The following is a 15,972-nucleotide window of genomic DNA, read 5'->3' as shown; positions in this document are numbered from 1 at the left end:
TCGGGGCGCACCGAAAGCCACGTGATGCTGGTGGACCTGCGCGCGAAGAACATCACGGGCAAGGCAGCGGAAGCGGCACTCGGTGCGGCGCATATCACGGTGAACAAGAACGCGATCCCGAACGATCCGGAGAAGCCGTTCGTGACGAGCGGCATCCGCCTCGGTTCGCCTGCGATGACGACGCGCGGCTTCGGTCCGGCGGAAGCGGAGAAGGTCGGCAACCTGATCGCCGACGTGCTGGAAGCACCGGAAGATGCCGCGACGATCGAACGCGTACGCGGTCTGGTCGCGGAGTTGACGCAGCGTTTCCCGGTCTACGGCTGAGACGCGGCAATCGGGTTCGACCGTCGATGCGATTGAGCCTCGCTCGTTCCGAAGCGATGTAAAAATCCGGCTCGCACACCGCGAGCCGGATTTTTTGCGCTGTGCGCGAACCGGTGTCGCGTCACACGGTCGGATCGACGTTCGCCTCGAGTTCGCGAATACGCTCGTCGTTACGCGTGTCCTTGAGCACCGGCGGCCCGGCGAAGGACTTGCGCACGCCGAACCCGTACCAGATCACCATCAGCACGCCCACGAACGCGACGAGCACGTAGAGCACCTTCTCGTTCGGCGGCTGGATGCCGACGTACGCGAGCACGCACGCGCCCACCAGCGCGAGCAGCGCGCACGGCTTCGACCAGATGCCCAGCTGGAACGGGCCCTTTTCGGTCCACGTGCGCCCTTCGGCGAGCATCCCGGAACCGATCGGCATCGCGTACGAGATGAACAGGAACACGGCGCTGCCCGCGCTCAGTACCGAGAACGCGTCGCCGTACAGCGTGACGACGATCGCGAGCACGGCGCAGGTCCAGATTGCCGGGCCGGGCGTCCGGTGATTGTGATTCACGCTGCGCAGCAGCTTCGACGCAGGCAGCCCGCCGTCGCGCGCGAACGCGTACATCATCCGCGACGTCGACATGATCGCGGCGAGCCCGCACACGTAGTTGATGAAGAACATCGCCAGCTCGAGGCAGACGCGCAAGGTCTTCGGGATCGGCGCGAGGATCGCTTCGAAGAAGCCGGTGCCCTGTTTCATCGCGGCGGTCAGGTCGGGCATGACCAGCACGAACGTGCACACCATCACGTAGCCGAACACCGCGGACCAGAACACCGAGCCGATGATGCCGCGCGGCACGTTCTTCGCCGCGTCGTGCGTTTCTTCCGACGTATGTGCAGACGCGTCGAAACCGGTGATCGTGTAGGTCACCAGCAGCAGGCCGGACAGGAACGCGAGCGGCGTGGTCTGCTTCGGCCAGGCGCCGCCGTCGACGCCCGTGTAGTTGGTGAAGGTGACGAGCCGATGCAGGTCGAACGTGACCGGCGAGTAGACCAGCAGCGACACGACCAGCGCGATCGTCACGACGAAGATCAGGTAGCCGGACAGGTCGGTGATCTTGCTCGCGATCCGGATGCCGCGTGCGTTCAGGATCGCCTGCGAAATCGTGATGACCGTGATGAACGCGGTCTGATGCCACCACGTCAGGCTGTCCGGACCGACGCCGAACATCGGTGCGATCAGCGTCTTGAAGAACGGATCGTAGGTGCCGAAGTTGATCGCCGCGATCACGAAGATCAGGCCGATCAGGTTGAGCCACGCCGTCATCCACCCCCATTTCTTCCCGCCGAGGATCGCGCCCCAGTGATAAAGGCCGCCGGCGGTCGGAAACGCGGACGCGATCTGCGACATCGACACCGCGACGATCAGCGCGAACAGCGAGCCGAGCGGCCAGCCGAGGCCGACCGAGGCGCCGCCGGCCGCGGAGAACGCCAGTTGAAACGCGGTGATGCCGCCCGACAGAATGCAGATCACCGAAAACGACACGGCGAAGTTCGAGAAGCCGTTCATGCGTCTCGACAGCTCCTGCGCATATCCCATCTTGTGGAGGAGGCTTACGTCGCTGTCGATACCTGCATCAGGCTGGATTTTCGCATCCATATTCGCTCCGTCACGTATGTCCTGCGAGGCAGGACCGTCATCGCTGCCCGGGCCCGGTGCTGCGGCCCGCTCCTGGAATTCGTCGGCGGGCACGCGTTGTCATGCATCGATGGCGATCGCGTATCCGGTCCGATACGGAACGGTATGAAGCCAAATCTCGCGGCGATATCGGATTTCGGCAATCCGGCGAAACTCCGGACGGGTGCACCGTTCGGGGGCATCGCGTGGCGTGCTGAATATTTGTAAGGAATCCATGCGGATCGGGATGATCCGTACTTGTCGAAATGCGACAGCCGGGGAAAAAGTGCGCCCCGTGAAGGGCGACATGGCCCGCAATCGCTTTCTGAAGTCGACCGCGCCCCGTGTCGCAATCCCGTGAGTCGGCCCGGCAGGGAACCTGGGGCGGCCTACTCGGCCTGCTGCTTGCCGGGTTTCCGTCCGAACCGCGCACGGTAGTCGCGCGGCGATATTCCGACCCGCTTCGCGAATGCACGTTGCAGCGCATCCACGCTGCCGAACCCCGAACGTTGCGCGACCCGTTCGAGCGGCCAGTCTGCCCGCTCCAGCAGCGCCTTCGCGCGCTCGACGCGTGCGGCCAGCACGAATTGCGCGGGCGGGAGCCCCGTCTCCTTGAGGAAATTGCGCGCAAACGTGCGCTCGCTCATGTGCAGGCGCGCGGCCAGCGCGGCGACGCCGAGATCGCCGGTCGGGTCGTCGGCGATCGACGTGAGCAGCGCGCGCATCGGTGGCGTCGCGTTTGCCTGGATGTCGAGACCGACGCTGAACTGCGCCTGTCCGCCGGGACGGTGCATGAAGAGCACGAGCTCGCGCGCGACCGCGAGCGCGGTCGGCGCGCCGCAGTCGGCCTCGACGAGTGCGAGACACAGGTCGATGCCGGCCGTCACGCCGGCTGACGTATGAAACGGCGGATCGCTCACGTAGATCGCATCCGGCTCGACCCGCACGTCGGGGCAAAGCGCCTGCAGCGTCGCACACTGATTCCAGTGCGTGGTGGCGCGCCTGCCGTCCAGCCATCCGCCCGCGGCGAGCACGAACGCGCCCGTGCAGATGCTCGCGATCCGCCGCGTGCTCGCGATCCGCGTGCGCAGCCAGGGCAGCACGCCGGCGTTCGACGCCGCGTGCCGCAGCGCCGCTTCGCTGCCGCCTGCGACGATGATCGTGTCGATGGGCTCGGGCAACGCCGCAAGCGCGGTCGGGCCGGCAAGACGCAGGCCCGCGTGCGTGACGATGTCGTTGCCGTGTTGCGATGCGAGCGTGAGCCGATAGCGCGGGACATGCCCGGGAAGATGGCGGTTCGCGACCGCGAACACTTCCATCGGGCCGGTGATGTCGAGTGACTGGACGCCTTCGAAGCCGACGACGACGATGTCGCGTGCCGGACCGGTTGACTGGGGCATGGCGGAAAGTGCGGTGGAGTTGTCCTTGTGACCGCGTGCATGATCCTTGTAATTTTCCGCACGTGCAATCGATTGACGCGGGTGGGCGATGCGGGAATGGAACAGAAACGGGGCGATGCGCGTGGCGGTGGCGCTGCTCGTATGCGCGGTGCTGGGCGCGTGCATGTCGGGGCAGTCGGGGCCGTCGGCCGCGCACGGCGCACGAACGGTCACGCAAACGCTGAGCGTGAACGCACCGAAGGCGGGCCGCACGCGGCCGCTCGTTGCGATCGTCGCGGACAACGCCGGAACGGAGACGACCGATTTCATCGTTCCGTACGCGATTCTGAAGGCGTCGGGCGCGGCCGATGTCGTGGCCGTGTCGGCCGACGCCGGCGCGGTCGAACTGATGCCCGCGCTGCGGATCCTGGCCGATACGACGTTCGACCGGTTCGACGCGGACGTGCCCCTCGGCGCGGACGTCGTGATCGTGCCGGCCTTGCATCGTGCCGACCGGCCGGCCGTGCTCGCGTGGCTGCGCAAACAGGCCGCTGCCGGCGCCACGATGGTGGCGATCTGCGATGGCGCGGCCGTGCTCGCGAACGCCGGGCTGCTGCGCGATCGCATCGCGACCGCGCACTGGTATTCGCGCGACGGGCTGCGTCGCCGTTTTGCCGAAACGGCGTGGGTCGACGATCGCCGCTACGTGATGGACGGCAACGTGATGACGACGAGCGGCGTGTCGGCGTCGATTCCCGCGTCGCTTGCGCTGGTGAATGCGCTGGCGGGGCCGGTGGCGGCGCGCGAAACGGCACGCGACATCGGCGCGCATGGATGGAGCGACGTTCACGACGGCAGCCGGTTCGGGTTGACCGCGCGTGCCGTGGCGACCGCACTGACGAATCGCGTCGCGTTCTGGCGGCATCGGACCTTCGATCTGCCTGTCGCGAGCGGATTCGACGAACTTCCGGTTGCGCTCACCGCGGATGCGTGGGCGCGGACGTGGCGCAGCGACATCGTCGCAACGGCGGACGCGCACGTGATCGAATCGAAGCACGGGCTGCGCTTGCTGACGCAACCGGCCGATGCCGGCCACGCGCGCGTGACGATTCCGGACGGGCGGCGCGGCGAAGCGGTGCTGCCCGGTGTGCTCGGCGACGTCGCGGCGAGCTACGGCGACGCGACGTCGGACTGGGTGGCGCTGCAACTGGAGTATGCGAAGTAGCGGCTGCCGGGCTTGCGCGTTGCCCGGCGCAAACCGTGCCTTCGACGCCGGAAAAGGCCCGGGCGGACGATGTCGCGATCGACGAGCCCGGCCGGTGCCAGCGGACATGCGCGCAGCACATCGCGCGCACTTCGCGTTTTCCACCGACTTGCATTCGGCGTTTGATCGCGACGCCCGGGCGGCCACGCGTCGAAACGTCGGTTTCGAGCATGAACGTGGACGCGCGCGATGCTTCTTACATGCGGGTAGCGCTCAGACCGTTGCCGTCCGCCGCGCCGTCAGCCGGTTCCACAGCATCCCGGCGCGGCTTCCGCTTCGACAATAGGCGAGCACCGGCTTCGGCAGCGCATCGACCAGCGCGCCGAACGCGTCGACTTCCGCATCGCCGATCCGGTCGCGTTCGACCGGCAGATAGCGCGCGTCGAGGCCCAGTTCGCGCGCAGCGGCGGCGATTGTCTCGAACGCCGGTTGATCGGTGCCTTCGCCGTCCGGCCGGTTGCAGATCACCGCGCGAAAGCCGGCGCTGCGGATCGCTTTCAGGTCCGCCGGCGTGATCTGTCGCGATGCGGTGAACCCGGTCGCTGCCGCGGCCCGGCATTGCTCGAGCGCGCGCGCGAAACATGCGATCGCGAAATCGACGTCCTGTTCCGTCGTGAAGCGGCCGAAGCTGATCCGCACCGTGCGGCCCGCGGCTTGCTCGTCGAGGCCGATCGCCGTCAGCACGTGGGACGGCGCGCCGCTGGTCGAATTGCATGCGGAGGTCGACGACACGGCGAGCGCATCGCCGAGCATGAACGGGAAGAAGCCCGGCACGTTCACCGTGAGGCTCAGCGTGTGCGGGATGCGGCGCGCCGCTGCCGCGTTGTGCGTGATGTCGCCGAGCGCGAGCAGCGCGTCCTTCAGGCGTGCGCTGAGTGCCGCGATCCGCGCGGCTTCGCGCTCGAGTTTCTCGGCGGCCAGTTCGCACGCCACGCCCATCCCGACGATCTGGTGCGTCGCGAGCGTGCCCGAGCGCAGGCCGCGCTCGTGCCCGCCGCCGTGGATCTGCGGCGCGATGCGCTCGGCGATCTCGCGGCGGACGAACAGCGCGCCGATGCCCTTGGGGCCGTACACCTTGTGCGCGGACATCGACAGCAGGTCGATGCCGAGCGCGCGCACGTCGATCGGCGTCTTGCCGAGCGCCTGCGCGGCGTCGACGTGCAGCAGCGCGCCGGCCGCATGCACGATGCGCGAGATCGCGCCGATGTCGGTCAGCGTGCCGAGTTCGTTGTTGACGAGCATCAGCGACACGAGGCCCGTATCGGGGCCGATCGCCGCGGCCACGGCGTCGACGGTGATTTCGCCGTCGGCGGTGGGTGTCAGGTAGGTCGCGGTCATGCCGCGCTTCGACAGGTTCGCCATCGTGTCGAGGATCGCCTTGTGTTCGAGGCGGCTCGTGACGAGGTGGCGCTTGCCGGTCGCGGCTTCCGCATAGCCCTTCAGCGCGAGGTTGTTCGATTCGGTGGCGCCCGACGTCCAGACGATCTCGTCGGCCTGCGCGCCGATCAGCGCGGCGACCTGCGCGCGTGCGTGCTCGACCTTTTCCTTCGCGAGCCGGCCGGCGGCGTGCGAACTCGACGCGGGATTGCCGAAGATGCCGTCGGCACCGAGGCAGGCCGTCATCGCTTCGATCACGCGGGGATCCGCGGGGGTGGTGGCTGCGTAGTCGAGGTAGTGCAGCGGGGTGGTATCGCTCATGTCCTTCTCTGGTTCTTTCTCTTCGGAATGGGAGAAATGATACGAGGGAGGACGGGGAAAAAGGATCCAAAGTTGGCTGGGAATTCAGAGCGATGTGGAATAACGTTTTCTTTTTGTTTGATATGGGAGAATTTGTTTTCGTCTGGACCTGACGGAAGATCGGGAATTGTTCATGCGGATGCCGGCGCGGCCGGGCGCTGCCGATGGGCGTTGCCCGGCCTGCCTGCGACGTATCGGATGTCCGTGAACGCCCTGAGGGGCGCGTCGATCACGTCAACTCGTCTTGATCGGGCTGATTCGATAAACGATGCGCGTCCTGCACCCACGCATGCAGCGCTTGCTCATATTTCGTGGGGATCGTAATCGTGAGCGTGGTGAGGTGCGTGACGTTGCCCGGTAGTTCCAGATATCGCTGCCACGCCTTGCGAACGAGCTGCGACATTGCCGAGCGGTTCATACCCAGTTTCGCGGCCAGCTCGCGCTGTGGGCGGCCCTTCACGAAAATCTCGTGCAGGGCCCATTGGTTCAACGGTTTGATGCGGGTATCTTGAAGCCGCAGCAGTCGGAACTGTTCGGCGGTCATGCGTCGTGTCTTCAGCATTCAGGGGCGCCCGGAGTTCGGAATGGAAGAAACGAGCGTCGCGCCGCACGAAGTCTTGTGACCGTCGAATGCGGCGGCCCGACCTTCGACGTTGAAGGCAGCGTCGCCGGCGGCAATCGTGCAGGTGCCGTGGATCGGACACGAACACGTGTCGCCGAAGCGCGCGACCGCGCGCCCCATGACCTTGCTGATGTCGGCGCCGGACTCGACCCGGCCGCCGTGGGTATGGCTGTCGCCTACCCGGATGATTCCTCGCATATGACTTGTCCTCTCGATGATTCGCGCGGCATTGGCGTTTTACTCGCCACATGCCGCCGCGCTGGTTTGCATCACCACGAATAGCCTTGCATTCCGTAGTCGGTGTCGTGTCGACGTCCCCACCAGGGGAGGTACGCGTTGTTGCCGCCGCGTGCGCGGAACCAGTCTTGGTCCGGATCGATCGGGGTGAGCTTCGACGGTGGCCTGACGACGACCGCGACGGGGTGCTCGGGGGCGGTCGTGCCGGCGACCAAGGCGTTGCCGCCGAAGTGGTTGATCCGGCCGATTGCGAGTGCGACATCGGTCAATGCGCTGCCGGTTCCCATGTCGCCGAGCAGGGCGGCCGTGTTGAAGGTCTGATTCGTGTGGTCGTATTCAGGGAGGGTTTCGGTCAAGGTCTGCGCGAGCGAGACAACGCGTAACGACGCTGCGTCGCTGGGTACACCTGCGTCGTGGACGATGTAATTCAGGTCCGTGACCGCGACACCGGCGTTGCGTGCTGCTTCGTCGATCGTGGCTTTCCATGCCTGCACCGTTCGCGTCGTGCCGACCTTCGGCGAAAAATCGTGCGTGTTGCTGGTTGCGGCCTTGCCGATCCAGGCGAGTGGTTCGCGCTCGGTGTTGAAGTTCGGGCCGGCGAGGAACAATACGACGAGGTTCTCGTTGATCTGCGCATCCGTGGGCGGGAAGTTCGGGGCGTCCCAATTCATCGCCCATACGGTCTTGTCGGGGTTCGCCTGCAAGTAGTCCAGCGCGTTGTTCAGCGATGTGAAGCCGGCGTTTGCGCCGCCCTGAGTGATTTGCACGTCGGGGGGCGTGTCGCGGCTCCACATCGTCGGGAAATGCGGATTTCCGATCAAGAAGGTATCTGCAATTTCCTTGGTCAAAAACTCCCTCGACTCGGCGATTTCGAGTCGTTCAGGGATTGCCTGCTCAACGTGGATGCCTGCCAGCTCGCGCCAATCCTGAGAGTTCTCGGATTTAACCGTGTAGAAGTACGATGCATTCATCGCGTAGCGGTTGCGTAGCAGATCCAGGAATTCTTCCATGTACTTATGGTAGAAGCCCTTGAACGTTTCCTGCCCCTCGTTGCCGTACGCAATGCCGGCTACTGATTGCACTGTAGTAAAGGACTTCGGATCCGTGCGGACCATATCGTCATTCTTGTTTGGTGCTACAAGTCCCTGCGCCCAAAGCAATTGCCACTCTGTGGGATAGTCCTTGCGTTGCAACGGATTCAGCCAGATCAGGCCGATGACCTGGGCAATGATCGGCTTCGCCGTTTTTTCTATAGCAGGTGCTGCATTCGCTGCTGGCTTCAGAGTGGAGCCGGCGTGCGCAGCGCGCATCGCAGCCGTGGTGAACAGAAGCACCATAAGAGCGACCAAACCAGGTAAGAGAACCAATCGTTTCATCCAATCACCTATTTCCAGATGTGCCGGGTCGGGTTGTTCTACGTACGCGACCAGCGAGGCCATGAACAGGATAGTGATCAGCCATGCCGAAACGGCAAATGCGATTCGGCGCGGCCATGTAGCAATCAGTGCCGTCATATCAAGTCTCCGGCCTTCAGATAGAACTCACCTTCGCGTTCATCCAAGATCGTGCCTGGTAGGTTGCCCTCACTGTTCTCTGCATGAACCCATTTATGCATGGGGAGTCCATCGACGGTGCCGGATTTGAAGTACTTCGCAAATTTCTTGTTCCGATCGTCATCCGAGATTCCACTTGCCATGCGCCAGTCGGCTTGAACGCGCAGCGCGTTGATCTGCTTTTCCGTCAGATAGCACAGGCCAACAGCGACGTCATACGCAAGCGCCTTTTCGGCATGCTCTGGGTTGGTCATCGTCGTCGAGTGATTCGTCGGGCTGTTGGTCGTGCCGCGATCGAGCCAACCGACGATCTGTTTGTCGCGCCAATCCTTGTAGCCTTCGGGCATCGCGCTTTTGCCGTCCTCGCCGATCACGTGGCCGTCGCCGTCGAGCCATTCGGTGTTTAGCGTCCGACGCGCTTCCATTCGCATCAGCGCGCGGTCCTCGTAACGTTGTCCGGCTTCCGTTGCGGCCGTACCTTGAGCGACGCTGTCCTGGTTCTTCGCCTTGTACTGGTCGTAGGGGTCGTCGGCTCGCTTGTCCGCGTCAGCCTTGTTCGCGTCGCGCCATGCAGCCGGCGGATCGTTGCCTTCGTTGAAGTCGCTGATCGCGTCGCCGTCCCTGGTCGCGACTGACTTGCCGAATCGCAATGCCTTCGGCGGGAATGGCTCGTCAAGCGCCGGGGCATCCGCCACCACCGTCCAGCCCTTCGGCGGATCGGCGTTCACGCGGAGCATGTTCAATGCCGAACTGATGCCGGTCACGACGAACATGAGTGGCGCGGTCACGAGCGTCGCCGCCATGCCCAGAACCGATTCATTTCCTTTGATCGCGCCGACGAGATTGAATTTGGCCGGCGGCGACGGCGGATACCAGAACCCCGGCTTCGTTCCTTGTTTGCCATGCCGCCAATCGTCTTCCCAGTATCGGTACGGTTTCTGCACGCCGACCGGGAAACCTGAGGCAAACACGCGCTGCGTCAGGATACCGGCCGCGCCGATATCGTCGAGTTCGTGCTTGCTGATGCCGCGCCAGCCGATCCCTTGCACCGTCACCGCCGAAATCACTTGATCGTGCGGACAGCAATATGCGGTGACGCGGCCATACGTCGATTCATTCAGCCCGTGCCTCGCGCGATCCTCTTGCGCCGCATAAGACCGCTTGCTCGTCGGCGATACCCGCTCGTTTTCCATGTCCTCGTCGATTTTGTCGGCAGGCTGTTCGTAAGCTTTTCGAGCGCTGATGATCGACAGGAATTTGCCGAATGTCTTCGTGCGCGCGGCGTAGGTTTGTCGTCCACGTTGGCCGCTCGCGTCCTTCGTCGCGCGTTGCGACCAGGTATCCATGAACGTGTCGGATTTGTATGGGCCGTCTGCGTTCGCCAAGCTATATGGTGCGTTCGCCAGCACGTAGGCGTCTGCCACGCAGTGGCCTGTGCGTCCCCACGGATCTTCAACATCGGGAAATGCGTCGCCGAAGAACGCCGCAGTGAGGCCCACGATATTTCCTTGGCTGTGGCATACGACGGTAATCGGGACATCGGCCTGCATTCGGCGAATCGACTCGATCAGCCTGGCAAGGCGCAACGCGGCGAGTACGCCATACGCTCGAGGCGGCGCGCGGTACAGCGGCCGATTGGTCGGATTGATGCCTTGCACGGTCATCCAGCCCATCGTTCGATCATCCAGACCGCCGTGCCAAAGATCGGGCAGACTGGCGCAGCCGTTCGTGAACGGGCCGCCGCCCCAATAGTCCTTCTCGTTCAGGAAGATCTTGTCGCCGTACTCCTTCAATTCCGCAGCTGTCGCGCGATAGCCCCAGCGGAAATGAATGACGGGCGAGAACGACGGCTCGGGCTTGATGTAGTTGCCGGACCAGAGCTTCGGATTCAGAAACCCATCCGGCGTCAAACTCTCCGTGTACTTCGCGGGCGTCAGTTGTCCGGCATCGATACCGTGATACATCATCTGATCGTCCAGACGTCCGAGCCTGCGATTCAGGCCTTTGCACAGCCCGTCCTCCGACGCCTCGAACCATTCGCCTTCGGAATTCACCCCATGCACGAAGATCACGATACCGGGCAAGGGCAATTGCTTGATGCAGATGAGCGGCGTGTTCTTCGCGAACATCGTCACGCCTTCGCCCCGGCCGACGACGATCGGCGGCGGTGCCGGCCGCGACACAGCTACGTCGTCAGCATCGACTTTCGCCGCAGGTTGGTCGCGATGAGCAGTCGCCATCAGCGGCGGTTCAAGAAATGAATCAGTCATGCAGATTCCTTCGCGATCCTATGTATTTTTTTTTGATGAACTGCACCGCCAGCCTCTCGAACTGGTCAGCATCGACAGCCGGGAGTTGGCCGGCCGCATCGCTCGACAAGTTCGACAGCGGTCCGGACGGCCTGTTGACCTCGGCCTCGAATCCCGCCGCCGCGTTGCCGTCGGTGGATCGGACCAGCTTCGGTACTCGGCCAAGCGTGTCCTGACCAAACTTCGGCATATCCGCACTCATGCTCGCAGGCCCGTCCCACACATGCCCCGCCGACTTCACCGTGAATGTCCCCGGACATCCCAGTTCGATATCCCCGCCGCGCAGCTTGAGATACGCGCCACCGGACGTGACGAACACGACTTCATCGCTCGCCGTGCCGACGAGGTTTCCGCCACTGGCCGTCAACTGAAGGTTCTTCGCCGAATCGACCTGCGTATCGTCGTGCTGCGATTGAATCGTGACCTTCCCTCGATTCGCGATCGCCGACACACCGTCGCCGTGCGCGAACATCGCGACACCACGACCGGCATGCAGCTTGATGCGCTCGCCGCTGCTGACCTGAACGTGTTGCTGCGCGATCTGATCGATGTTCTCGCCCGCATACATGACGTGCGTCCTGGGCGTGACGTTGAGCGACCCCGACTGCGCGCCGAACGCGATCAACGCGGGCGCATCGCCGGTCGCACCGGGCCGCGCACCGTCAGGCGTCCAGTTGCGGAACGCATCGGCGACGTTGTCCTGACCGGCGGTATCGGCCGACTGTCCGCCATGCTCGCCGGCATAGTCGCCGAGCGATTTGAACAGCGCCGTGCATTCGTCGAGCAGTCGAATCAGTTCGTCTCGATCGAGCTGACCGCCGGTGGCCCGTGTGCGCGCATAGGTCGACAACAGGATGCCCTGCGCCGCGCGCAGAGCCGCGGCGGCGTCGGTGCGCAGCTCGGCACCTTCGCCGCGATCCTTCCCGTGTCCGTGTTCGCGCGGCTGCGTCAGATAGCCGAGATTCAGTTGGGTATGCGCATGTTCGCTCGCCAGCTGCGCCGAGATTTGCGACGGCGTATCGTCGAGACGAAGCTGGTTGTAGCGCCGGCCGTTGATTTCCTTGGTCTTGATGCCCGACAGGAAGCGGTTGCCGGGGAGCGCGCCCGTATGGGTGAACGTCACGGGCGGGTTCGCGCCGTTGCTCAGCACGCCGATGATGACGAGCCGGTCCGGATCGCCGGACAGACATCCCAGCAGCACTTCCATGCCGACGCGCGGCAGGAAGAGCGCGCCGAAGTTGCCGCCGGCGAGGCTTGTACCGACGCGAATCGGCGCACTGTCGCCGGCCCGGCCGTTCGTTCCGGCGCCTTGCGCGTGCGCGTGATCGGCCGGATCGTGCCCGTGGATCAGCACGCGCACGCGGCCGGCCCCGTCGCAAAACACTTCCTCGCCCTGCGCGCCGACGATCGTGCCGGTCAGCAGGTGCACCGGCGGTACGTCGACCTTCGGATCATAGGCGGGCTTCAGCGGCACGCCGCGTCGCACGCACGTGAAACGGTTTTCATAGCGCGTGTCGGTTTGCTCCGGCAGATCGACAGGTGCCGGCGCAGCCGTTTGCGCGAGGTTCCGGCTCGCCGCGAACAATGTGTGCGCGCGGCCCGCGAGCGGCTTCGGCAGGTTGTTCCAGATATCGTGCCGAACCGACGTGACGACGAACTGGCGACGATCGGCCGGCCGCATGTCCAGCTCCGGGTCGCCCGTCAGCGTGAACCAGTGGCCGACGGGCAGGTCGCGTACGCTGCTGATTCCGTCGTAACGCTCGGCTTCGAACTGATGCGCCAGTATCCGGTCGCGCGTGATGCGATCGTGATCGCGCCATGAGTCGCCGACGTGCGGGATGTCGATCGCGACGTCGGTCAGCAGGCGCGCAAGGTCGTTCCCGGCTTCGCCCTGGTCAAGGTCCGTGACAGCGGTGGAGTCATCTGCACGGGCTGGCTTGTAGTCCCAGGACGCGCGGCGGACCTGGCCGGGAGACACGCTCTGGCAGTGCGCAAAAAGCGTCACCGTGTCGCGTTGTTCGGTTCCGGCGTCGCGCGGGTGAAGCCGCAGCGTACCGGCCGGCGCTTCCTTCAGGCGATGCGGGTCGTCGCAGAACACGAGCGTATGAATCGGCCACGCGCCGTTCATGCCGCGCGCGCCTCCGGCCGGCTCGGCCTTCGCGAAGACCGTGATGCCTTCCCGACGCAGCAGACGTCGGATGAAACGAGCGTCCGACTCGTTGACCTGCCGCGTGAGTTCGCGCACCGGATAGCGATCGGCCTGCAAGCCGGACAGGTCGAAATCGAATGCGCGCGCGAGTGCGTGGCTGCGCAGTTTCCACTCGTTCATCAGCGTCGTGAGAATCTCCGTCACGTGGCGCGATCGGAATACGCGGGCGTTGGTGCGACGGTCCATCAACGACAGCGCGTCACACACGTGCAATTGATAGACGGTCAGTTCGCCGTCGGATTGACCGGTTCGCACTTCACGCACGATCGCATTGATCGCGCGCGTACTGCCGCGGTCCGTCGTCAGCCGGACCGATACGGGCAGGCCGAGAAACAGCGTCGGCGACAGATGATCGTGGCTCGACACGCAGGTCAGCTCGCCGTCGATGCCGGACATCAGGCCTTCGCGGATATCGGCGTGATGGAGCGCAAGCAAGTGGCCGACCGCGCGCTGCGCCCGGCCGAAATGGAGATCGACGGGTCGCGAGTTCCCGTCGGTCAGACTGGACGCAAATTCCCGAAATGTTCTTGCTATCGACATCGCCATAATCTCATTGCTTTTTTATTGATTAGGATTTGTTTGAAATGCGGTCCTGTTTGAATTGAGGAAATCGGATCGAAAATTCGCGTCGAGAATATCAAGCTTGTCGGTCTCGATAAATGTATTTTTGTTTTTGTCTGGCTGGATGATTGGTTTGAAACGGTATTTTTCTTTTTCGGCGATTTGGATGATTTTGAAAGGTCTCGTATTAATCGGTAAAAAGGGCGGGCGCAAGGTGGTTCTGTCAGATTGTGTGGTTGTCGTGCAGGTTTTTTTATTTAAATAAAATCGATTATGGATTTCGAAGATAGGATCCGTCTGATATCGAAGAAAATGGCGGCGTATTGCGCTGACGAAAAACGTGTGGACGGATTGCTTCGTGCCTGCTCGGAGCGCATCTGCCGGTTGCCGGTCTCGTCATTCGCCGCATGCTGATCGGCGCGCGGCCGGGCGGCGCGCCGAACCGCGTTCATCGGTCGCGCAAGCGGCGTCGCCTGCGGGCACCGCTGATGTCTATGAGGGATTCCCCCGTAACCGGGGAAGGAGCGCTGCTTCAACGCTGCCGCCGTTCGCACAGCGCTTCTCCATCGACCTTTCCCGCCTGCCGCGCCCGATTATTTGCGTTTCGCGAATGGCGCGTTCGCCGGTTGTTCCATACCCGATCTGCGTGCGCGCACCTATCGTTCGGGCGTCGGCTGATTGAATTCGACGCCTGCACCCGGAACGAAGCCGGACAGGCGGCCGCCACTTCCTCGCGACTCACGTCGCGTCGCACACCCAAGACAACGGACCTGGCTGATGCGCGGACGCCCCGGCGCGCGCAAGCGGACCAATCCACGGAGACAGACATGAAAGCAAACGAGTGGGATACCTCCTATGAGTGGAAGGCGGTGACGCTGCTGGCGCTCGGCTTCGGCCTGGTCGGCCTCGACCGCTGGCTCATCGCGCCGCTGTTCCCTTCGATCATGAAGGACCTGCACCTGAGCGCGCAGGACGTCGGCAACTGCATCGGCGTGCTCGGCCTGTCGTGGGGCATCTTCGCGGCGCTGATGGGCGGCATCTCCGACAAGGTCGGCCGCCGCAAGGTCCTGATTCCCGCCATCATCGCGTTCTCGCTGCTGTCCGGCTTCTCGGGCCTCGCGGGCGGCTTGCTCGGCCTGATCGCGATCCGCGGGCTGATGGGCGTCGCCGAAGGTTCGTTCTGCCCGACCAGCTTCGCGGCCACCGCCGACGCGTCGCACCCGCGGCGGCGCGGCCTGAACCTCGGGCTGCAGCAAAGCGGCTTCGCGCTGTTCGGGCTGGCGCTGTCGCCGATCATCGCGACCCAACTGCTCAACGTCGTGTCGTGGCGCTGGGTGTTCGCGCTCGTGGCCATTCCCGGGCTGATCCTCGGCGCGATCATGTTCTTCGTGATCCGCGAACCGAAGCGCGCGAAGGAGGTCGTGTCGGAGCACGCGCCGGCGTCGCTCGGCCATGTGCTCAAGAGCCGCAACATCCTCGTCGCGATGGCCGCCCTGTGTTGCGCGATGACCGGCGTGTTCGTGCTCGGCGCGCTGCTGCCGCTGTACCTGACGGATTACCTTGCGCTCGGCACGCAGAAGATGGGCCTCGTGGTGTCGGCGATCGGCTTCGGCGGCTTTCTCGGGCAGTTCGGGCTGCCGGGGCTGTCCGACGTGGTGGGCCGCCGCCTCGCGAGCATCGCGGGCTTCGCCGGCACGGCGGCGATGCTCTACATCTTCCGCGGCCTCGGCCCGCAACCGGTCGTGCTGTTCGTTGTCCTGTTCGTCGCGTCGTTCTTCACGCTCGGGCTGGTGTCGCTGCTGTCGGGCCCCGTCGCGACCGAAGCCGCGCCCGTCGGCCTCGTGTCGACGTCGATCGGCGTGGTGGTCGGTTGCGGCGAGATCTTCGGCGGCGGCATCGCGCCGGCGATGGGCGGCTACGTCGCCGCGCACTTCGGGATCCAGAACATTCTGTGGCTGCCGATGGGGGCGGTGCTGCTCGGCATCGTGGTCAGCATGCTGCTGCGGGAGACGGCCCCGGCCGTGTTGCAGCGCCGCGTAGGCGTGCAGCCGGAGCTGTCGGCGGGCAAGCAGCCGTAACGTGCCCCGCGGTCATGCGCGCAGCCG

At 64.5% G+C, this 15,972-nt stretch carries 10 protein-coding genes and 1 pseudogene; 3 read left to right on the top strand and 8 right to left on the bottom strand.

The features are described from left to right. Positions 1-324, top strand: a pseudogene (glyA, locus tag DID98_RS22460) (serine hydroxymethyltransferase); the annotation flags it as partial. Between the two features lie 121 nt (positions 325-445). On the opposite strand, the gene DID98_RS22455 reads toward glyA, so the two are convergent. After that, a complete protein-coding gene (locus tag DID98_RS22455; RefSeq protein WP_124489854.1) occupies positions 446-1,978 on the bottom strand; it encodes an amino acid permease in 1,533 nt (510 codons plus the stop codon). Between the two features lie 407 nt (positions 1,979-2,385). Then, positions 2,386-3,396 (bottom strand): GlxA family transcriptional regulator, encoded by a 1,011-nt coding sequence (locus tag DID98_RS22450; protein WP_124571455.1) that lies wholly within the window; start codon positions 3,394-3,396, stop codon positions 2,386-2,388. 88 nt (positions 3,397-3,484) lie between these two features. Between DID98_RS22450 and DID98_RS22445 the strand changes: the two genes are divergently transcribed. Then, positions 3,485-4,600 carry a DJ-1/PfpI family protein gene (locus DID98_RS22445; protein ID WP_124524210.1) on the top strand — a complete coding sequence of 372 codons (1,116 nt, stop codon included), beginning with the start codon at positions 3,485-3,487 and terminating at the stop codon, positions 4,598-4,600. Between the two features lie 252 nt (positions 4,601-4,852). Here DID98_RS22445 and DID98_RS22440 read toward each other — a convergent pair whose 3' ends face one another. From DID98_RS22440 to DID98_RS22415, 6 genes are all read right to left on the bottom strand, one after another. After that, a complete protein-coding gene (locus DID98_RS22440; protein ID WP_124571454.1) occupies positions 4,853-6,337 on the bottom strand; it encodes an aminotransferase class V-fold PLP-dependent enzyme in 1,485 nt (494 codons plus the stop codon). A 268-nt stretch (positions 6,338-6,605) separates the two neighbouring features. Continuing rightward, on the bottom strand, positions 6,606-6,920 hold the full coding sequence (locus DID98_RS22435; protein WP_124523316.1) for a TrfB-related DNA-binding protein: 315 nt from the start codon (positions 6,918-6,920) through the stop codon (positions 6,606-6,608). Positions 6,921-6,938: 18 nt separating this feature from the next. Next, entirely contained in the window at positions 6,939-7,196 is a 258-nt protein-coding gene (locus DID98_RS22430; protein WP_124571453.1) for a PAAR domain-containing protein, read from the bottom strand. A gap of 71 nt (positions 7,197-7,267) precedes the next feature. Beyond that, positions 7,268-8,749 carry a virulence factor gene (locus DID98_RS22425; protein WP_260428104.1) on the bottom strand — a complete coding sequence of 494 codons (1,482 nt, stop codon included), beginning with the start codon at positions 8,747-8,749 and terminating at the stop codon, positions 7,268-7,270. Further along, entirely contained in the window at positions 8,746-11,058 is a 2,313-nt protein-coding gene (locus tag DID98_RS22420; protein ID WP_124571452.1) for a DUF3274 domain-containing protein, read from the bottom strand. Before DID98_RS22420 ends, DID98_RS22425 begins: the two co-directional genes overlap by 4 nt. Then, positions 11,051-13,846 (bottom strand): type VI secretion system Vgr family protein, encoded by a 2,796-nt coding sequence (locus DID98_RS22415; protein WP_124571451.1) that lies wholly within the window; start codon positions 13,844-13,846, stop codon positions 11,051-11,053. The genes DID98_RS22420 and DID98_RS22415 overlap by 8 nt, the downstream gene beginning before the upstream one ends. A gap of 848 nt (positions 13,847-14,694) precedes the next feature. Between DID98_RS22415 and DID98_RS22410 the strand changes: the two genes are divergently transcribed. Next, complete coding sequence (locus DID98_RS22410) at positions 14,695-15,945, top strand: MFS transporter (protein WP_124571450.1); 1,251 nt, start codon at positions 14,695-14,697, stop codon at positions 15,943-15,945. Positions 15,946-15,972 lie beyond the last annotated feature (27 nt).

Origin of the sequence: Burkholderia sp. Bp8984 (assembly GCF_003853755.1) — a bacterium.
Classification (GTDB): domain Bacteria; phylum Pseudomonadota; class Gammaproteobacteria; order Burkholderiales; family Burkholderiaceae; genus Burkholderia.
Note: the sequence above shows the minus strand (reverse complement) of the source record. Positions and strands in the feature narration are given on the sequence as shown.